This window comes from Streptomyces sp. NPDC007971 (genome assembly GCF_042958635.1).
Lineage (GTDB): Bacteria > Actinomycetota > Actinomycetes > Streptomycetales > Streptomycetaceae > Streptomyces.
Genome location: NZ_JBIBJK010000004.1, coordinates 296367 through 315619 on the forward strand (window position 1 = coordinate 296367; position 19253 = coordinate 315619).

The following is a 19253-nucleotide window of genomic DNA, read 5'->3' on the forward strand; positions in this document are numbered from 1 at the left end:
ACCGGCGGGCTGCCCCACCGGGGCGCGCCGGGCGGCCGGCGCGCCCCGGAACCGGCTCTGTCACGGCTCCGACGGCCGGTGCGCAGCGCCCACCCGGATGCTCGCGGCCGCGCACACCCCGACGAGCCCCATCGCCACCCAGCACGCGGCCTCGGCCGCGTGCTGCGCCGCGCCCGGTCCTGCGGTCCTCGCACCGGCCAGGTACACGCTGCCGAGCACCGCCACGCCGACGGTGGCCCCGAGCTGCTGGACCGCATTGAGCAGACCGGCCGCCGAGCCGGTTTCCTGGGGGCGCAGCGGGTGCAGGGCGAGGGTGAAGAAGGCGGGCGTGAACAGGCCGGCACCGAGGCCGATCAGGGCGAGGCCGGGCAGCACCGCGGCCGGGTAGTGGCCGGGCGTGGCCGTCCGGTAGGCCACGACGGCGGCGAGCAGGCCGGTGAGAAGTATGCCGAGCCCGTACGGCATCACCCGGCGCCCGTACCGCCGTACCAGGCGGGCGCCCGCCAGCCAGGACGCGACCGCGAGTCCGGCCGACCACGGGGTCAGGCTCAGGCCCGCCGCCAGCACGCCGGTGTGCGTGCCGAGCTGGAGCTGGAGGACGACCACCGTCGTCATTCCGTTGGTCACCGCGAAGAAGGCGGTCGAGGCGACGAGGGCCGCGGGAAAGCCCCGGTGGGTGAAGAGTCCCGGCTCCAGCAGGGGCCGGTCCGAGCGCCGCTGGTGCCGTGCGAAAAGGGCGAGGGCGAGGAGTCCGGCGAGCAGCAATGCCCAGCGCCCCGTGGAGAGGTGTGTGACGTCGGCCCCGATGAGGGGGTACACGACGAGCCCGGTGCCGGTCGCCGCCAGTGCCGTGCCCGGCCAGTCGAGGGCCGGCCGGACCGGCGCCCGGTCCTCCGGGAGCAGCGGGGCGAGGGCGAGGACCACCGCGGCCACGGGCACATTGACGAGGAACGCGGCCCGCCAGGAGGAGCCGAACAGGTCGGCGTGGGTGAGCACCCCGCCGAGGACGGGCCCGCAGACGGCGGCGAGACCCATGACGGGGCCGATGCTGCCCAGTGCCTTCGCCGTCTCCTCCCCCGGGAACATCGCCTTGATCAGCCCGATGGTCTGCGGAATGACCAGGGCCGCAGCCGCGCCCTGCACCGCCCGGAAGGCGATCAGCAGGCCCGCGGTGGGCGCCAGGGCGCAGGCCACCGAGGCCGCCGTGAAGGCCGCGACCCCGAGGACGAACAGGCGGCGCCGGCCGGCGAGGTCGCCGAGACGTCCGCCGGTGATCAGCAGCACCGCGAACGGCAGGGTGTAGGCGGTGCCGAACCACTGCACGTCGGAGACCGAGCCGCCCAGATCGGCGTGGACGGCGGGCGCGGCGACCTGGACGACGGTCGCGTCCAGCAGGTTCATCGCCTCGCCCAGCAGCAGGGCGGTCAGGGCGGGCCAACGCCATCGGTGGGCCTCGGCGGGCAGCACGCGTTCCGTGGTCATGGGGTTCCTCTCGCACTCGGCACGCACCGGCCCCGGGCGGGCCGGCCGTGGGCCAGCGTGCGAGCGCGGGAGAGGCGAACTCCAACCAGACGGGGAGGGATGAGGAATTCTTCCCTCGCACCCGTCTCCGGTGCGGAAAACTCACGAGCGGATCGCCCGCCCCGTCCCGGAGCGGAAACTCACGACCGGAGCGGCCGACTCCCGTCGTCCGGGCGGGAACTCACGGGCGGATCGCCTGGTTCCCGTCGTCCGGGGTGTCGAAGCGGGCGAGGTCGTGCAGCCAGGCCCGTGCCGTGCTGTCCGACGGGGCGCGCCAGTCGCCGCGCGGGGAGAGGGAACCGCCGGCCGAGACCTTCGGCCCGTTCGGCATGGCCGAGCGCTTGAACTGCGCGAACGCGAAGAAGCGGCGGCAGAAGACCTCCAGCCAGCGCCGGATGTCGGGCAGGTCGTAGGCCACCCGGTCGGACTCGGGGAACCCCGGAGGCCAGGCGCCGGCGTCCCGGTCGTGCCAGGCGTGCCAGGCCAGGAAGGCGATCTTCGACGGCCTGAATCCGTGGCGCAGCACGTGGAAGAGGGTGAAGTCGTGCAGGGCGTAGGGGCCGATCTTCGACTCGGTGGACTGCAGTTCCTCGCCGGGCACCAGCTCCGGGCTGATCTCCGTGTCGAGGATGGCGGTCAGCGTCCGGCCGGTGCCCTCGTCGACCTGGCCGCTGCTGACGACCCAGCGGATCAGGTGCTGGATCAGCGTCTTCGGCACCCCGGAGTTGACGTTGTAGTGGCTCATCTGGTCGCCCACGCCGTAGGTGCACCAGCCGAGCGCCAGCTCCGAGAGGTCGCCGGTGCCGAGCACGATGCCCCCGCGCTGGTTGGCCAGCCGGAAGAGGTAGTCGGTGCGCAGGCCGGCCTGCACGTTCTCGAAGGTGACGTCGTAGACCGGCTCGCCGGACGCGAACGGGTGGCCCATCTCCTGCAGCATGAGGCGCGCGGTCGGCGTGATGTCCAGCTCGGCCGCGGTGACGCCGAGGGCGCGCATCAGCAGGTGGGCGTTGTCCTTGGTGTGGTCGCTGGTGGCGAAGCCGGGCAGGGTGAAGGCGAGGATGTCGCTGCGCGGGCGGCCCGCGCGGTCCATCGCCCGGGCCGCGACGATCAGCGCGTGCGTGGAGTCGAGGCCGCCGGAGACGCCGATGACGACCTTCGGGCCGCCGATCGCCGCCAGCCGCTGCTGCAGGGCCGCGACCTGGATGTTGTACGCCTCGTAGCAGTCCAGGGCGAGGCGGTCGGGGTCGGCCGGCACGAACGGGAAGCGCTCGACGCGGCGCCGCAGCCCGAGGTCGGCCGCCGGCGGATCCAACCGGAACGGCACCCGGCGGAAGCCGCCGGTCCGGGAGGCGTGGGTACGGCGGTTGTCGTCGAACGAGCCCATCCGCTGCCGCTCCTGGCGCAGCAGGTCGAGATCCACGTCGGCCACCGCGATCTGGTCGTCGAGCGGGAAGCGCTCGGTCTCGGCCAGCAGCGCACCGTTCTCGTAGATCATGGTCTGGCCGTCCCAGGACAGGTCGGTGCTCGACTCCCCCAGTCCGGCCGCCGCGTAGACGTACGCGGCGAGGCAGCGCGCGGACGCCGAGCGGCACAGCAGCCGGCGGTCCTCGGCGCGGCCCACGGTGATCGGGCTGCCCGAGAGGTTGGCGAGCACGGTCGCTCCGGCGAGCGCCGCCTCCGCGCTCGGGGGTACCGGGACCCACATGTCCTCGCAGATCTCCGCGTGCAGCACGAGGCCCGGAACGTCCTCCGCCTCGAAGAGCAGGTCCACGCCGAACGGGACGGTCGTGCCGGCCACACGGATCTCGCCGCCGCGTTCGTCGTCGCCCGAGGCGATCTGCCGGCGCTCGTAGAACTCGCGGTAGTTCGGCGGGTAGGACTTGGGTGCGACGCCGAGGATCCGGCCGCGGTGCACGATCACCGCACAGTTGTAGATCCGGTGGCGATGGCGCAGCGGGGCGCCGAGGACCAGCACGGGCAGCAGATCCGCCGATCCGGCCACGATGGCCGAGAGGGCCTCCTCGACCTGGTCGAGGACCGCGTCCTGCAGCAGGAGGTCCTCGATGGAGTAGCCGGTCAGGCACAGCTCGGGAAAGACGGCGACGGCGACCCCGTCCTGGGCGCACCGGCGTGCCTGGCGCAGGACGGCTTCACCGTTGGTGTGCGGGTCGGCGATGGCGGAATGGCCCGTGCACGCGGCGATGCGTGCGAAGCCGTGCTGGTAGATCGACCAGAAGTTCAACGGGGCTTCCTCAGGAGAACACGACGGATGGACACCTTGCAGTGGATCACATCCGGGGCGGGCCCCGTCGCCGACCGGGCCTCAGCACCGACCGGGCCCCGACGCCGACAGGGCGCCGGCATCGGCAGGGCCCCGCACCGACCGGGGCTCGCCCCTCACGGCGGCACAGGCCTCGGCGGTCACGGCTGAGCGGGCGGCGGACCGATCGGCACGGGCGAGGGCTCGGCTTGCACAGGGGGCGGCGGGCCGGGCGGAGCACGACGCGGGTGCCCCCGGTCTCCGGAGGCACCCGCGTGGTGTGGTTCACGGTCGCGTCCACGCCGTGGGAGTCACGGTCGTGTCCGCGTCATGGGCGGTCAGTCGAGACCGGCGGACTTCAGCCAGGCCTTGGCGACGTCCAGCGGGTCCTTGTTCTGCGACTGCACCTGGATGTCCAGGTCCAGAAGAGTCGCGGTGTCCAGCTTGGCGGAGACGGCGTCGAGCGCCGCGACGCCCTTCTGGTTCAGGGCGCTCTTGTAGGCGAGCGGCTGCACGTTCTCGAAGCCGAAGAGGTTCTTCGGGTCCTGCAGGACGACGAACTTCTCCTTGGCGATGGTCGTGTCCGTGGTGAAGATGTCCGCCACCTGAACGGCGTCCTTCGTCAGCGCCGTCTGGGTGAGCGGGCCGCCCGCGTCCAGCGCCTTGAAGGACTTGAACTCCAGGCCGTACACGTCCTTCAGGCCGGCCAGGCCCTGCCGGCGGGTCTGGAACTCCGGCGAGGCGCCGATGGTCAGGTCCTTCGCGACGTCCTTCAGGTCGGCGATGGTGGACTTCTCGGTGAGGTGGTACTTCTTCGCGGTGGCCGCGTTGACCGTGACCGAGTCCTTGTTCTGCGCGGACGAGGGCTTGAGCAGGGTCAGCTTGGAGTCCAGCTTGGCCCCGATGGCCGATGTGGTCTCCTCGACCGTCTTCGGGGCGGCCTTCTGGTCGAGGTAGGCCAGCAGTGCGCCGTTGTACTCGGGCAGGACCGAGATGGAGCCGTTCTTCAGCAGACCGTAGGTGGTCTCGCGGCTGCCGATGTTCGGCTTGTAAGTAACCTTGATTCCCTTGGCCTTGAGGGCCTCGCCGTAGATGTCGGCGAGCAGGATGCTCTCGGCGAAGTTGTTGGATCCGACCACGACACTGTCGCCGCCGGCCTTGTTGTCCGAAAGGGGGTCGCTGCCCTTGCCGTCGGAGGAGTTACAGCCCGCCAGCAGGGCCGTGGCCGCCGCGAGGGCGACCGCCGCCGCGCCTCGGTTCCTCCGGATGGGCCTGCTGATGCGCTTGGTGGAAGTCACCCATTGATCCAATCCAGCCAGTTCTCGACCAGTCAAGTGGATTCAGGTCACCGATTGGCTTCGATCTGCGATCGGTTGGCCGCGCGTTGTAACGGATTCTTGATAAAGGGCGTGCTCATTGACGCTTCAAGAACACGGTAGTCTCGCGGCAGTTGAAATCGGTCACAGCGGTGTACGGGGCCCGCTTCCACCACAAGGCACCCCCAAGGAGGCCCGGTGTCCACGAACCAGGTGGACGCGCCCGCCCGGCTCACCCCGGTACACGGTGGTGTACGCGGCTTCGCCGACCGCTGGCCCTTCAGACGCAAGCTCAACCTCCTCGTCGGTATCCCGCTCGTGGTCGTCGCCGTCCTGCTGTGGTACCCGGTCACCAACCTGGTCCAGCAGTCCGACAGCGCCGAGTCGGCGGCCCGGACGGTGCGGGACAGCGCGCAGGTGGCCCGGCTGACGGACCGTGTGGAGGCCGAGCACCAGCAGGCGATCCTGCTCTCCGCACGCCACGAGTCCGGCAATGCCAAGCCCTCGCTGGCGTCCTACCGCGCGGCCCAGAAGGCGGTGGACGACCAGGTCGAGAAGGTGCGTGACACCTTCGGCGGCCGGCTGCCGGACGCCGAGAAGCGGGCCCTCGGGGATGTGGACGCCCTGTCCAGCCTGCGCCAGAGCGTCGAGCGGGGTTACCTCCCGGCCGACAACATCGACCCCTTCTACACGGACGCGGCGAGCAGTGTGATCGACGGCCTCGGACTCGACCGCGACACCACCTTGGCCACGACCTTCACCGGCAACCTGCTGGACTCCCTGCTGCGTGCGGACGCCGCCCACGGCGCCTTCGAGACCAGCGTGTTCTCGGCCAGCACCGGGGACACCAACGCGCTGATCGAGTTCACCGACGCGGTCGGGTCCTACGACCTCTACGCCCACCAGACGGATCGTTTCTCCAGGTTCGCGACCGAGAGCCAGGCCCGGCAGCTGAGCGGAATCGACCACACCCCGGCACAGGCGAAGATCTCCTCGGCCTACGCCGAGTTGCAGATCGATCCCAGCCAACTGGAGGCGGGCAGCAAGGAGACGATGCGCCGGGCGGTCCGGGACGCGCTGGCCGACTACCCCTCCTACCCCGAGCAGGCCGCCGCGCGGCTGAAGATCACCACCGCGCTGACCGACCAGATCGCCGCCCGCGCCGACGCCGCCGCCTCCTCCGCGAAGTGGCGTGCGGGCCTGCTGCTGTGGGGCGCGGTCATCGGCTTCGCGCTGTGGATCGCCCTCTCGGTGCTGGTGCGCCGCTCGGTGCTCCGGCCGGTGCAGGCGCTGACCGGGGCCGCGCAGGAGGTCGCCGACGTGGCCGGACGCGAGCTGGCCCGGGTGGCCGACGACGACGCCGAGGACGACGGGCCGCCCCGGCTGCGGGACATGCCGGTCACGGCCCGCGACGAGATCGGCGACCTGGCCGAGGCCTTCAACCGGGTGCAGACCACCGCCGCCGCCCTGCTCGAACGCCAGGTGCTCAGCCGCCGCAACACCGCCGAGATGTTCGGCAACGTCGGCCACCGGGTCAGCAACCTGACCACGCGCCAGCTCGCGCTCATCGACTCCGTCGAGCGCGGCGAGACCGACCCGGCACTGCTGGAGCGCCTCTACTCCATCGATCACATCGCGGTGCGCCTGCGCCGCAACGCCGACAGCCTGATGCTGCTCGCGGGCATCCGGGAGACGGGGCTGGACGACGGGCCCATGGCGCTGTCCAACGTCGTACGGGCCGCGCTCGGGCAGATCGAGGGCTATCAGCGGGTACGGCTGTACGCCGCCTCGGACGCGTTGGTCGAGCCGGACATCATCGGTGACCTCACCCTGATGACGGCCGAGCTCCTGGAGAACGCGGTGTCGTTCTCGCCCGAGGGCAGCCCCGTCGAGGTGACCGTCCGCTCCGGCGACGACGGCGCGCATGTCGTCGTCACCGACCACGGCCTCGGCATGAGCACCGAGCGGCTCGCCGAGGAGAACGCCCGGCTGATCCGCCGCGAACGCCTGGACCTGGTGCCGACGAAGGTGCTGGGCCTGTTCGTGGTCGGCGCGCTGGCCCGCCGCTGGGAGATCGGGGTCGAGCTGACCCGTACGCCGGGCGGTGGTGTGACGGCCGAAGTGACCCTGCCGGCCGCTCTGCTGCGGGCCCCGAGCCCGGTGGCGGAACCGGTCGCCGTGGCACCGGCGGCCGCGGACGCTCCCTCCGGACCGGTACCGTCCGGCTCCGCCGGGCAGATGACCGACCCCGGTGCCCTGCCCCGCCGCCCGGCGAACCGCGAGGCCGCCGCCCCCGGGGAGCAGCCGCAGCCCGCCCCCGGCGACGGTTCCCGGCCCCTGCGCCGCCGGGTCCGCGGCGCCACGCTGCGCACCACCGCCACCGTGGCCCAGACCGTGCCGCAGGCGGCCCGCCCCCGGGACGCGGAGGCCGAGCGCAGCGCGCTGGAGGAGTTCGAGGCGGCGGTGGAACGCGCCCATCAGGACTGCGAGACCGGCAGCCACGCACTCCCCCACCCCGAGAGCACCCCCGCCCATCCCCCCACGCCGACCCCGCCGCACGACCAGAACCATCTTCCGGAAGGAGCCGAGCAGTGAGCACGTCGACAGGTGACACCCCGACGGGCGGCACCGCGCCGACCGACCTGCAGGCAGCCGCAGCCGACTTCACCTGGCTGCTGAAGCGATTCGCCACCGAGACCGCGGGCGTCGTGGACGCCATCGCCGTCTCCTCCGACGGCCTGCTGATCGCCGTGTCCGAACTGCGCGAGCGCGCCCACTCGGAGCGGCTGGCCGCGATAGTCTCGGGCATCACCAGCCTGGCCGCCGGCGCCTCCGGCAACTACGGCCTGGGCGGCCTGAACAAGGTCATCATCGATCTGGAGGGCGGCCATGTCGTCGTCTCCGCGATCGGCAGCGGCGCCGTCCTCGGCGTGGTGGCCGACAAGGACGCCAAGCTCGGCAACATCGCCTACGAGATGACGCTGTTCGCCAACCGCGCCGGTGCCGCGCTCAGCCCGCAACTCGTGCTGGAGCTGAAGAACAGCGTCGGCACAGCCGGCTGAGGCGCCGGTCCGGAGAGGAAGAGCTGACAGCCATGGCGGACGGCACCCCGCCCCCGGGCCCTGATCCGGCCCCGGTCGGCCCCGCCCCCGCCGTACGGCCGTTCCTGGTCACCGCCGGCCGGGTGGCGGACGCCGCCCCCGGCCGGTCCCTGCCCGTGGAGACCCAGGTGGTGGCCACCGCCGCCGGGCTCGACGCGCTCGGCCGACTCTCCTTCGAGCGCCACGACATCGTCGCCGCCTGCCGGCTGCCGCAGTCCGTCGCGGAACTCGCGGCCCGGCTGCGGCTCCACCTCAACGTGGTCCGCGTGCTGGCCGAAGACCTGCGCGAGGCGGGGCAGCTGGCGGTCCACATACCCGACGCCGAAGCCACCCACGACGCCTCCGTCCTGCGCAGGGTCATCGACGGCCTACGGGCCATTCCCGACTCCCGAGGGGTACCGAGTGACACCGACTGAACCGCTGACCGGGGGCGCGGCCGCACCCACCGCCGTACGGCCGCCGCTGCCGGTGAAGATGGTGATCGCGGGCGGCTTCGGCGTGGGCAAGACCACCACCGTCGGCTCGATCTCGGAGATCGAGCCGCTGACCACCGAGGCCTCGATCACCGAGGTCGCGGCGGGCGTCGACGACCTCACGCACACCCCGCGCAAGACCACCACGACGGTGGCGATGGACTTCGGGTGCATCACCATCGACCCGACGCTGAAGCTGTACCTGTTCGGCACGCCCGGGCAGGAGCGGTTCGGGTTCATGTGGGACGACATCGTGGAGGGCGCGATCGGCGGCCTGGTCATCGTCGACACCCGCCGCCTGGACGACTGCTACGCGGCCGTCGACTACTTCGAGCACAAGGGCATCCCGTTCGCGGTGGCGGTCAACGCCTTCGACGGGAAGGTGGAGCACTCGCTGGAGGAGGTCCGCTGGGCCCTGGACGTCTCCGACGGCGTGCCGGTCGTGGTCTTCGACGCCCGCGAGCGCGGCTCGGTGCGGGACGCGCTGCTCGTCGTCCTCGAACTGGCGCTGGCCCGCACCGGGAGCTGAGCGCTCAGCCGCTGCGGCGCACGCCCGGCGAGACCGCGATCCGGGACACGGCCCAGAACAGCGCGAGGGTCGCGAGTGCCAGCCCGGCGACCAGGGTGGCGCCGCCGACGACCTTCTCGTAGTTCTTCTGGTAGAGGCCGTCGATGATGTAGCGGCCGAGGCCGCCGAAGCTGACGTAGGCGGCGATGGTGGCGGTGGAGACGATCTGGATGGCCGCCGTGCGCAGCCCGCTGAGCACCAGCGGGAGCGCGACCGGGAGTTCCACCTGCACCAGCACCCGCGGCTCGGACATCCCCATCCCCCGCGCGGCGTCCACCGGGGACGGGTCCAGGGAGCGGATCGCCTCGTAGGAGGTGACCAGGATCGGCGGCACGGCGAGCGCGACCAGCGGGATCATCACCGGCAGCTGCCCGAACCCGAGCCAGGTGAACATCAGCACCAGCAGGCCGAAGCTGGGCAGCGCGCGGGCGGCGGTGGCGATGAGCGCGAGGGCGTTGCCGCCGCGGCCGAAGTGACCGGTGACCAGGCCGACGGGCAGTCCGATCGCGGCGGCGACCACGAGGGCCTGAAGGGAGTAGAGGATGTGCTCGCCGACGCGGGTCGGAATGCCGTCCTGACCGTGCCAGTGCGCGCCGTCGCTGAAGAAGGCCTGGACGAAGTGGAGTACGTTCACCGGGTGGCGCCCTTCCGCGGCATCCAGGGGGTCAGCAGGACACGGACGAGGACCAGCAGGGCGTCGACGAGGATCGCCAGGACCGCGGTGGTCACCACGGAGTTCACGGCGAGTTCGGGCCGGTGGTAGATCTGCGCGTCGTTGAGCAGGTTGCCGAGCGCGCCCTGGTTGCCGATGAGCATGCCGACGCTGACCAGGGAGATGCTCGACACGGTCGCCACCCGCAGGCCCGCGATGATCGCCGGCACGGCGATGGGCAACTGGACCTGCACATAGCGCCGTACGGGCCCGAGCCCCATGGCGGTGGCGGCGGCGAGGGTCTCCGGCGGCACCGAGCGCACCCCGTCCACGATCGCGGGGACCAGCACCACCAGGCTGTACACGGCCAGCGGAATCATCACCGTGGTCTCCGTCAGGCCCGTGTAGTCGATGAGCACGACGAAGAAGGCCAGGGACGGGACGGCGTACAGCACGGTGGTCACACCGAACACGGGCGGATACAGCCAGCGGAACCGCACGCACAGCTGGGCCACCGGCAGCGAGACGAGCAGCCCGGCCAGCACCGGCAGCAGCGCTTCGCGCAGATGCAGGCCGATCAGCCCGAAGTAGCCGTACTGGAGGTCGCTCGGGATGTCGAAGAAGCCGCTCATCGCGCGGCCTTCGCATCCTGCCGGCCGCCCTCGGCGTGCGCGGTGCGGATCGCCTCGCCGATCACCTGCTGGGAGACGACACCGACGGCGCGCCCCTCCTCGTCCACGGCCACCGCCCAGCCGGTGGGCGACAGGACGGCCCCGTCGAGCGCGGTGCGCAGCGAGTCCCTGCCGGGTGCGAACGGCCGCCCGTACGGCAGCAGCCGGCCCGGGTCGATCTCCCCGGCGGTGAGCCCGTCCGGCTCGCCCCAGCCGAGCGGCCTGCCGTCGGTGTCCGTCACGAGCACGTACGGGGCCGAGCCGCGGGAGGCGAGTTTCTCCGCGCCCGCGTCGATCGCGACCACGGGGGCGGTCTGCAACTCCAGGCCGTCCGAGGGGAAGAAGGACAGCCGCCTGATGCCCCGGTCGGCGCCGAGGAAGTCCTCCACGAAGGGGTCGGCGGGTGCGCTGAGCAGTTCGGCCGGCGGGGCGAACTGGGCGAGCCTGCCGCCCGTGCGCAGCACGGCGACCATCGTGCCCAGTTTGATGGCCTCGTCGATGTCGTGGGTGACGAAGACGATGGTCTTGCCCAGTTCGTCCTGGATGCGCAGGAGTTCGTCCTGCAGGCCCTTGCGCACGACCGGGTCGACGGCGGAGAAGGGCTCGTCCATGAGGAGCACCGGCGGGTCCGCGGCGAGCGCGCGGGCCACGCCTACGCGCTGCTGCTGGCCGCCGGAGAGCTGGTAGGGATACCGCTTGGCGAGCGCGGTGTCGAGGCCGACGCGCTCCATCAGCTCCGCCGCCCGCGCCCGGGCCTTCTGCTTGCTCCAGCCGAGCAGCCGGGGCACCGTGGCGATGTTGTCGAGGATGGTGCGGTGCTGGAAGAGGCCGGCGTTCTGGATGACATATCCCATCGACCGGCGCAGGGTGTTGACCGGCTGCTGCCGGATGTCCTGGCCGTCGAGGAGAATGCTGCCCTCGCTGGGGTCCACCATCCGGTTGATCATCCGCAGGGTCGTCGTCTTGCCGCAGCCGGAGGGGCCGACGAGGACGGTGATCGCGCGGTCCGGTATCTCCAACGACAGACCGTCGACGGCCACCGTGCCGTCCGGATACCGCTTGGTGACTGACTCTATCCGTATCAAAACGCCGGGTACCCTTCGGTTCTGGCGAGGCCTGGGCCGTTGCCGGGAGAGTCTAGACGGCGATTGTTTCCGTACTTTGGCGGGCCGGCGGCCGGCGGCCCGCCGTGACCCGACCGTGCCCGGTCCGTGAGGTGCCCGACTCCCGCCCGCCGGGCCCGGCACCGGACGGCCAAGGGCGTGTCGTCACTTGAGGAACGCGACCGCCAACGGGCGCTGCTGTGCAACCAGTTGACCCCACGGGCCGGGCCCGCGATGCGCACACACGCTCAGGCCTGTGAGGTCCGCGCGCTCGGGTCTGTGAGGGGACCCGCTCATCCCGTCACCTCGACGCCGTCCAGCATCTCCGCGGCCGCCTGCCGCGGGTGCGGCCGTGCCGCGAGGACCGCCACGTCGTCCTCCGCGTGACGCGCGTCCAAGGAGTTCAGGATGGTGTCCAGGACCTCGTCCACGCCATGGCCGGAGTGGAAGCGCAGGGCGGCCAGGCGGGACATGGAGAAGTCGATGTCCTCACCACGGCGCTCGACGAGCCCGTCGGTGAAGAGCACCAGGGTGTCGTCGGGGTTCAGCTTGTGCGTGGCGGACTCGTAGCCGCCGAAGCCGGTGCCCAGCGGCGGCCCGACAGGTACGGGCAGCGGCATGGCCAGACCCTCGCCGCTGATGAGCACGGGCGGCAGATGGCCGGCGCTGGCCAGCGTGACCTGCCCCCGGCCCGGGTCGATCCGCGCGAGCAGACAGGTGGCCGGCCTCCGCTCGGCCTCTGTGGAGGAGATGTCGTCCATCTGCCGCAGCACCCGGTGCGGGGGCAGGTCGGAGGAGGCGATGTAGCGCAGCGAGGAGCGGTAGGCGGTCATGTCGACGGCGGCCTCCAGGCCGTGGCCCATCACGTCTCCGACGACCAGCAGGGTGCGGCCGAAGTGGAGCCGTACCGTCTCGCACCAGTCTCCGCCGACCAGCACCCGGCTGCTGCCGGCCGGCAGATAGCGGATGGCGACGTCCAGGTTCGGGTGCGGCCGGCCGGGCTCCGCGAGCAGCGCGCGCTGCAGGTCACCGGCCGTCTGGCTGACCTGGTCGTAGGCGCGGGCGTGCCGGATGTGGGAGACGGCGCGTTCGGCGAGAAGAGTGAGCTGCTCGGCCTCCGAACGGGTGTACCGCGCTCCGTGCCGCGCCGAGACCAGGACGCCGTACTGGTCGCTGCCGCTGGTCAGAGGCACACAGAGCGCGGGCACGCCGCGGATGCCGGGCGGCTGCTCGATCCAGGGCTCGGGCTGCCGGTCGGCAGCCGGGGTGCCCGCGTCCCGGGCGACGGCCACGGCCCACCGGGCATCGGGCAGCAGGTCCGCCTCACCGGCGATCGTCTGGTACCCGAAGGGGGACTTCCCGACCCGGCGCATGATCGCGGCCGTGCCGCCGGTCAGCCGTACGCTCGCCCGGGTCAGCTCGGCGCAGGTCGTCTCCTCGTCGAGCGTGGTGCCGATCCCGGCCGCGGCGGCACGCAGTGCCTCCAGCCGCCGCGCGTCGATCTCCGCCTCACCGGCTCCGTCGTCCCGGCGGTGGCTGTAAGGGGGCATGGGCCTGCGACGGGCCTGGATCCAGCGCGCGACACCCATCACCCTCACAGAATCTCAAACCGGAGCGGGCCGGGCACCAGTCCCGGGCGTCCCGGCCGCTCCTTGGGCCCCTCGGGCGTCAGGTCCCGTCCGGCTCCAGCCGCAGCGAGATGCTGTTGATGCAGTACCGCTGGTCGGTGGGGGTCGGGTAGCCCTCGCCCTCGAAGACATGGCCGAGGTGGGAGCCGCAGCGGGCGCAGCGGACCTCGGTGCGGACCATGCCGTGCGAGCGGTCGTCGATCAGCTCCACCGCGTCGGAGTCCTTCGGGTCGTAGAAGGACGGCCAGCCGCAGTGCGACTCGAACTTGGTCGTGGAGGTGAACAGCTCGGCCCCGCAGGCCCGGCAGGAGTAGACGCCCTTGGCCTTGGTGTCCGTGTACTCACCGGTGAAGGCCGGCTCGGTGGCGGCCTGGCGCAGCACGGCGTACTCGGCCGGGGTCAGTTCCGCGCGCCACTGCTCGTCCGGCTTCTCTACGTCGTACGACATGAGCCTCAGCCCCTCTACTGCTGTGACAGACGGTCCAGGATCTGCGGGCCCAGGTCTGTCACGTCGCCCGCGCCCATGGTGAGAACGAGATCACCGGGCTTGGCCATTCCCGCGATCACCGCCGGGATCTGCGTCTTGTCGCGGACGGCGGTGACGTCGGCGCCCGCCGCACGCGCGGCCTCGATGATCAGCTCGCTGGTCACCCCGGGGATCGGGTCCTCGCGCGCGGGGTAGATGTCGAGCACGACGGAGGCGTCGGCGAGGGCCAGCGACTGGCCCATCTCCTTGCCCAGCTCCTGGGTGCGGGAGAACAGGTGCGGCTGGAAGACGACGAGGATCCGGGAGTCGCCGGCGGCTGCGCGCATGGCCTCCAGGTCGGCGGTCATCTCGGTGGGGTGGTGGGCGTAGGAGTCGATCACCTGGACCCCGGCCGCCTCGCCCTTGAGCTGCAGGCGGCGCTTGACGCCGGTGTAGGCGGCCAGCGCGGGTGCCAGCTCGGCGGCGGGGATGCCCACGGCGGCGCCGGCGGCCAGCGCGGCGACGGCGTTGAGCGCGTAGTGACGGCCGGGCACGGAGACCGTGAAGGTCAGCTCCTGCCCGTCCAGCACCGCGGTGACCCTGCTCTTGAGCCCCTGCGGCACGACGGCCAGGACCCGCACGTCGGCGTCCGCGGCCTCGCCGTACGTCACGGTCCTCACCGACCCGGCCAGCCGCCGGGTCAGCTCGCGCGCGCCCTCGTGATCGGCGGAGATCACCAGGGTGCCGCCGGGCACGATCTTCCCGGCGAAGGTCTCGAAGGACTCGTAGATCTCATCCATCGAGGCGTAGTTGGCGTGGTGGTCCAGCTCGACGTTGAGGACGATGGCGACCTCGGGCGCGTACTTGTGGAAGCTGCGGTCCGATTCGTCGGCCTCGGCCACGAAGACGTCGCCGTCGCCGTGCAGCGCGTTCGAGCCGGGCGCATCCAGGTCGCCGCCGATGGCGTACGACGGCTTCAGTCCGAGTGCGGACAGGGAGACGGCCAGCATGGAGGTGGTGGTGGTCTTGCCGTGGGTGCCGGCCACGGCGATCGGCCGCAGGCCCTCCATCAGCGCGGCGAGCGCGTCGGACCGGTGCACCACCGGAATGCCCAGCTCGGCGGCGCGGGCCAGCTCCGGGTTGTCCTTGCGGATCGCCGACGAGACGACGACGCAGCTCGCGTCGTCGGCCAGGTGCGCGGCGGCGTGCCCGATGTGCACGGTGGCGCCCAGCGCCCGCAGCGCCTCGGCGGTCTCCGACTCCTTGGCATCGCTGCCGGCGACCTCGGCCCCACGCTGCGCAAGGATCTTGGCGATCCCCGACATCCCGGCGCCGCCGATGCCGATGAAGTGCGGTCGGTCCATGGCGGTGGGCAGTCCGGGTGCCATGCGTGTCTCCATAAGATCCGGTACGGGCTGAGCAGCCCTAGCCTATGCGGTGGAACACGGGTCACCCTGCAATGGGCTCCACCGGTCCGGCCGGGGGCCCGGGGAACCGCGCGAGCAGCCACGACGCACCTGCATGCGCCATCGCGACACACCTGCACCCGCAGTCGCGCCGCCCCGCCCCCGCCCCGCGCCCCGAACGGCGCTCACCGGCGTACCCGGCGGAGCGGCTACGCCTTGCTGTGCGAGAACAGCTTCAGCACCGGCACACCGACCTTGTGCCGAGCCCGGGAGGCCCAGTCCCGGTGGAAGAACTCCTCCACGTAGTGGGGATCGGTCAGCACGATCACCTCGTCGGCACCGACCTCGGCGACCAGGGACTTCAGCGCGTCCAGCGGATGATCCTCGACCAGCCGTCCCTGGGCCTCGCTGCCGGCGGCCCGCAGTGCCGCCAGGGACACGTCGAGCGCTTGCCGTCCCACGCTCCTGGCCTGTTCGCCCTCGGGTGTGGCGCCCTCGCGGACCGCCTCGTCCAGTTCCCCGAGCGCGATGTCGTCGATGGCCCGCAGCAGGCGGTCCGCCTGGTCGCCGCGCGGCTGGAGCAGCACATGGAAGGAGACCGGTTCGTCGCCGTGCAAGGTGGTGACGAACTCCACGTCGGCGGACGTCAGGGCCTTCTCGATCATCAGAACGCTTGTGAACACCAGGCGCCTCTCTCCTCCGTGGGCCCCCCAGGGCCCTGCGGAAACCATCCTGCCCCGTGATCGCACGGGTAGTGCCGGACTTAGTGTGCCCGCCGGAAGCTAAACGGAATAACAGATTCCGCCGATTTCACGACCGACGGTAGCGACTGAACAGAAATCCGTCCTCCTCCAGCAGGGACACGAGCCCGAATCGGCGCGGAACGGCGACGGACGGCCCGCCGGCGATGCGCTGCGCCGCCCCCGCCGTGAGCATCGGCGAGAGGGTCAGGCACAGCTCGTCCAGCACCTCCGCCGCGACCAGCTGGCCGAGCAGCCTGGGCCCGCCCTCGGTGAGCTGCCGGGTGTGGCCGAGGCCCGCCAGGGCGCGCACCGCGCGGGCGGGGTCGACGCCCGCGCCGTCCCCGGCGACGACCACCCGGGCACCGGCCTTCTCGGCGGCGGCGACCCGGTCCGGGGGCGCGGCGGCGCCGGTCAGGACGATGGTGGGCACCAGGGGCGAGGTGAACAGCGGGAGGGAGAAGTCCAGGTCCAGGCCGGCGGTGACGACCGCGATCGCCGGGGCCGGTCCCTGCCCGGCGGCCGTGCGGGCCTGCGCGAACTCCGCACGCGCGCGTGCGGGGCGGTACACCTCCTGCCGTACCGTTTCCGCGCCGACCACGATCACGTCCGCGAGCGCGCGGAGCGTCCCGAAGACACGCATGTCGGTCGCGCTGGAGATGGGCTGGGAGCGCCCCTCGTGCTGGGCGGCGCCGTCCAGGGTCGAGACCATGTTGGCCCGCAGCCACGGCCGCGGCGCGTCGGCGTCCGGCTCCGGGTAGGCGTAGGCCGCGGCCAGCTCGGCCAGGCTCCACTCCCGGTCCATGAGGGCACCGGCCCCGGCATGCCCGCCAGGCTCACCGGGCGCATGAGCCCCGGCGGCACCGGCCGCCCCCCTCACCTCCGCCGCCTCCGCACCCTGGCCGAGGGCCCGGGCTGGTGTCTGGTCGGTCACAGGGAACAGGCGTCGCATGACGTGCAGTGTGACACGGCGCTTAGCATGGATAGCCGTGTCATCCTCCATCGCCGCTCCCGGTTCCGGCCCCCTGCCCGACGCGGGCCCCCAGTCCCTGTGCGCCCGCGAGCCACACGTCCCCGCCGACCGTCTGGTCGCCGAGATGGTGCCGCCGCCGCGCTTCGACTCGGTCCGTTTCGCCACGTACATCCCGGACCCGAACCAGCCCAGCCAGACCGGGGCCGTACAGGTGCTGGAGAGCTTCGCCGCCGGCCTCGGCGGCGCGCACGCCTCCGGCGCCGGCCGGCGCGGCCTGTTCGGCTTCGGCCGGCCCAAGGCACCCAAGGCCCCGGCCGGCCCCCGCGGGGTCTACCTGGACGGCGGCTACGGCGTCGGCAAGACCCATCTGCTCGCCTCCCTGTGGCACGCCACCCCGGCCGAGCCCGCGCTCAAGGCGTTCGGCACCTTCGTGGAGCTGACCAACCTGGTCGGCGCACTGGGCTTCCAGCAGACGGTGCAGACACTCAGCGGCCACCGTCTGCTGTGCATCGACGAGTTCGAGCTGGACGACCCCGGCGACACCGTGCTCGTCTCCACGCTGCTCGGCAAGCTGGTCGACGCGGGCGTCGCGCTCGCCGCCACCTCCAACACGCTGCCCGGCAAGCTCGGCGAGGGCCGGTTCGCGGCGGCCGACTTCCTGCGCGAGATCCAGGGCCTGTCCGCCCACTTCCGCCCCCTGCGCATCGACGGCGAGGACTACCGCCACCGGGGCCTGCCCGAGGCCCCGGCGCCGTTCACCGACGAAGAGGTGACGAAGGCGGCGTACGCCACCGAGGGCGCCTCGCTGGACGACTTCCCGCACCTGCTGGACCACCTGGCCCGGGTGCACCCGAGCCGGTACGGAGCCCTGACCGACGGGGTGACGGCCGTGTGCCTCACCGATGTGCGGCCGGTTCCGGACCAGTCGACGGCACTGCGGCTGGTGGTGCTGGCGGACCGCCTGTACGACCGTGAGGTCCCGGTGCTCGCCTCCGGGATGCCCTTCGACCGGCTGTTCAGCGAGGAGATGCTGAACGGCGGCTACCGCAAGAAGTACTTCCGCGCGATATCCCGGCTCACCGCACTGGCCCGGGACGCCAAGGGCCTCGTCGGCGCCTGACCGACCGTCCATAACTGATCAACGCCCCGCGGGTCAAGGGCTGGATTGCGCCATGCGACCGGCGCTTTTCACGCTCTCTCGGGTTCGTAACGCCCAGTTAACCCTGCAAAGGACTTTGCAGGGTTAACGTGTTTCTTGACCATCCATTGACCAATGCTTGGCGCGGGCAAGAGGCGTGAACTTCCGGAAGGGGGGCGCATGTTCCGAGGTACGACGACCCGGACCGTGATCACCCTCTTTACCGTCACCCTGCTCGCCCTGCAGTTCTTCGCACCCACGGGAACCTTCGCAGCCGCGCACACGCTCGGTCATGCGAAGGCCAAAGCCACTTCCGGAACCGTGCTCCCCTCCCATCCCGTGCGCAACGGGTCGGACACGCTCCGCGACGGCGGCTGCACCCAGTCGCCCGTGGGGGCCCAGCACCTGCGCGACCGGCAGCGCGGCTCCGCCCACGGGTGGGCGCTCGAACACCCGCCGATATCCCGGCAGGCGGCCGCCCCGCAGGAACCGGACGCATCCGGTGCCCCGCAGCACCGCATCACGAGATCCTCCAGAGCCCACTCCCCGGCGGCGCTTCAGGTCTTCCGCCGCTGAGAGCCGGCTCCTCCCCCACGAACGTCGTGCAAGCCCGACGCGCCGGTCAGGCGCGCCAGGAGGAATCCACAGATCATGCAGCCCCTCATCGACAACGCCCGTACCTTCGGACAGCGCCCTGAGGAGTTCGCCAAACTCGCCGAAGGCCAGTCCCCGCAGGTGCTGTTCATCACCTGCTCCGATTCCCGGGTCGTCCCGGCCCTGATCACGGGCGCCCGCCCCGGCGAGCTGTTCGAGCTGCGCACCGCGGGCAACATCGTCCCGCCCCACACCTCACAGCACCCCACCGGTGAGGCCGCCACCATCGAGTACGCCGTCGAGGTGCTCGGCGTCCGCGACATCGTCGTCTGCGGCCACTCGCACTGCGGCGCCGTGGGCGCGCTGGTGCGCGGCGACGACCTGACCGCTGTACCCGCCGTGCGCGACTGGCTGGCGCACGCCACCCCGCGCCCGGCCGGCACGGCTGAGGACCCCGAGGTCGCCGAGGGCGTCCAGAGCCATGTCCTGACCCAGTTGCTGCGGCTGCGCGCGTACCCCTGCATCGAGCGCCGGCTGGCGCAGGGGCAGCTCGGTCTGCACGCCTGGTACTACGAGGTGCACACCGGCGCCGTACGTGCGCACCGACCGCAGTCCGACACCTTCGAAGCCCTGTGAGCGCGCC

General features: G+C 72.1%; 18 protein-coding genes. 7 read left to right on the forward strand and 11 right to left on the reverse strand.

The window, feature by feature from the left end; genetic code table 11:
* Positions 1–60: 60 nt before the first annotated feature.
* The 3 genes from ACFZCP_RS10455 to ACFZCP_RS10465 all read right to left on the reverse strand — a co-directional run bounded on the left by ACFZCP_RS10455 (position 61) and on the right by ACFZCP_RS10465 (position 5079).
* Entirely contained in the window at positions 61–1482 is a 1422-nt protein-coding gene (locus ACFZCP_RS10455; protein ID WP_391425900.1) for an MFS transporter, read from the reverse strand.
* Positions 1483–1702: 220 nt separating this feature from the next.
* Positions 1703–3763 carry an NAD(+) synthase gene (locus ACFZCP_RS10460; RefSeq protein ID WP_391425902.1) on the reverse strand — a complete coding sequence of 687 codons (2061 nt, stop codon included), beginning with the start codon at positions 3761–3763 and terminating at the stop codon, positions 1703–1705.
* A 356-nt stretch (positions 3764–4119) separates the two neighbouring features.
* Positions 4120–5079, reverse strand: coding sequence for a glycine betaine ABC transporter substrate-binding protein (locus ACFZCP_RS10465; RefSeq protein ID WP_391425904.1), 960 nt, complete (start codon positions 5077–5079; stop codon positions 4120–4122).
* A gap of 216 nt (positions 5080–5295) precedes the next feature.
* Between ACFZCP_RS10465 and ACFZCP_RS10470 the strand changes: the two genes are divergently transcribed.
* The 4 genes from ACFZCP_RS10470 to ACFZCP_RS10485 are packed head-to-tail and all read left to right on the forward strand — an operon-like array spanning position 5296 to position 9200.
* Positions 5296–7692, forward strand: a complete 2397-nt coding sequence (locus ACFZCP_RS10470; protein WP_391425906.1) for an ATP-binding protein — start codon at positions 5296–5298, stop codon at positions 7690–7692.
* Complete coding sequence (locus ACFZCP_RS10475) at positions 7689–8159, forward strand: roadblock/LC7 domain-containing protein (protein ID WP_391425907.1); 471 nt, start codon at positions 7689–7691, stop codon at positions 8157–8159. The genes ACFZCP_RS10470 and ACFZCP_RS10475 overlap by 4 nt, the downstream gene beginning before the upstream one ends.
* A 32-nt stretch (positions 8160–8191) precedes the next feature.
* A complete protein-coding gene (locus tag ACFZCP_RS10480) occupies positions 8192–8614 on the forward strand; it encodes a DUF742 domain-containing protein (RefSeq protein ID WP_362684581.1) in 423 nt (140 codons plus the stop codon).
* Positions 8601–9200 carry an ATP/GTP-binding protein gene (locus tag ACFZCP_RS10485; RefSeq protein WP_391425909.1) on the forward strand — a complete coding sequence of 200 codons (600 nt, stop codon included), beginning with the start codon at positions 8601–8603 and terminating at the stop codon, positions 9198–9200. The genes ACFZCP_RS10480 and ACFZCP_RS10485 overlap by 14 nt, the downstream gene beginning before the upstream one ends.
* Before the next feature lie 4 nt (positions 9201–9204).
* Here the strand turns inward: ACFZCP_RS10485 and ACFZCP_RS10490 are convergent, their stop codons facing one another.
* The 8 genes from ACFZCP_RS10490 to ACFZCP_RS10525 all read right to left on the reverse strand — a co-directional run bounded on the left by ACFZCP_RS10490 (position 9205) and on the right by ACFZCP_RS10525 (position 16857).
* Positions 9205–9873, reverse strand: coding sequence for an ABC transporter permease subunit (locus tag ACFZCP_RS10490; protein WP_391425911.1), 669 nt, complete (start codon positions 9871–9873; stop codon positions 9205–9207).
* Positions 9870–10523 carry an ABC transporter permease subunit gene (locus ACFZCP_RS10495; RefSeq protein ID WP_362684572.1) on the reverse strand — a complete coding sequence of 218 codons (654 nt, stop codon included), beginning with the start codon at positions 10521–10523 and terminating at the stop codon, positions 9870–9872. Before ACFZCP_RS10495 ends, ACFZCP_RS10490 begins: the two co-directional genes overlap by 4 nt.
* A complete protein-coding gene (locus tag ACFZCP_RS10500) occupies positions 10520–11647 on the reverse strand; it encodes an ABC transporter ATP-binding protein (RefSeq protein WP_362684569.1) in 1128 nt (375 codons plus the stop codon). The genes ACFZCP_RS10495 and ACFZCP_RS10500 overlap by 4 nt, the downstream gene beginning before the upstream one ends.
* A 311-nt stretch (positions 11648–11958) precedes the next feature.
* The gene (locus ACFZCP_RS10505; RefSeq protein WP_391425913.1) at positions 11959–13254 is read right to left on the reverse strand and encodes a SpoIIE family protein phosphatase; all 1296 of its coding nucleotides are present in this window, start codon (positions 13252–13254) and stop codon (positions 11959–11961) included.
* Positions 13255–13333: 79 nt separating this feature from the next.
* A complete protein-coding gene (gene msrB / locus ACFZCP_RS10510) occupies positions 13334–13741 on the reverse strand; it encodes a peptide-methionine (R)-S-oxide reductase MsrB (RefSeq protein ID WP_391425915.1) in 408 nt (135 codons plus the stop codon).
* A 14-nt stretch (positions 13742–13755) separates the two neighbouring features.
* A complete protein-coding gene (gene murC, locus ACFZCP_RS10515) occupies positions 13756–15147 on the reverse strand; it encodes a UDP-N-acetylmuramate--L-alanine ligase (protein ID WP_391425917.1) in 1392 nt (463 codons plus the stop codon).
* Between the two features lie 227 nt (positions 15148–15374).
* Positions 15375–15848, reverse strand: a complete 474-nt coding sequence (locus ACFZCP_RS10520; RefSeq protein WP_362684557.1) for an indole-3-glycerol phosphate synthase — start codon at positions 15846–15848, stop codon at positions 15375–15377.
* 127 nt (positions 15849–15975) lie between these two features.
* Positions 15976–16857 carry a dihydrofolate reductase family protein gene (locus tag ACFZCP_RS10525; RefSeq protein WP_391425920.1) on the reverse strand — a complete coding sequence of 294 codons (882 nt, stop codon included), beginning with the start codon at positions 16855–16857 and terminating at the stop codon, positions 15976–15978.
* A gap of 37 nt (positions 16858–16894) precedes the next feature.
* Here ACFZCP_RS10525 and zapE point away from each other — a divergent pair, with 37 nt between their 5' ends.
* From zapE to ACFZCP_RS10540, 3 genes are all read left to right on the forward strand, one after another.
* A complete protein-coding gene (gene zapE, locus ACFZCP_RS10530) occupies positions 16895–17998 on the forward strand; it encodes a cell division protein ZapE (RefSeq protein WP_391425922.1) in 1104 nt (367 codons plus the stop codon).
* Between the two features lie 198 nt (positions 17999–18196).
* Complete coding sequence (locus ACFZCP_RS10535; protein WP_391425923.1) at positions 18197–18592, forward strand: hypothetical protein; 396 nt, start codon at positions 18197–18199, stop codon at positions 18590–18592.
* Positions 18593–18667: 75 nt separating this feature from the next.
* Positions 18668–19246, forward strand: a complete 579-nt coding sequence (locus ACFZCP_RS10540; RefSeq protein ID WP_391425925.1) for a carbonic anhydrase — start codon at positions 18668–18670, stop codon at positions 19244–19246.
* Positions 19247–19253: the final 7 nt, after the last annotated feature.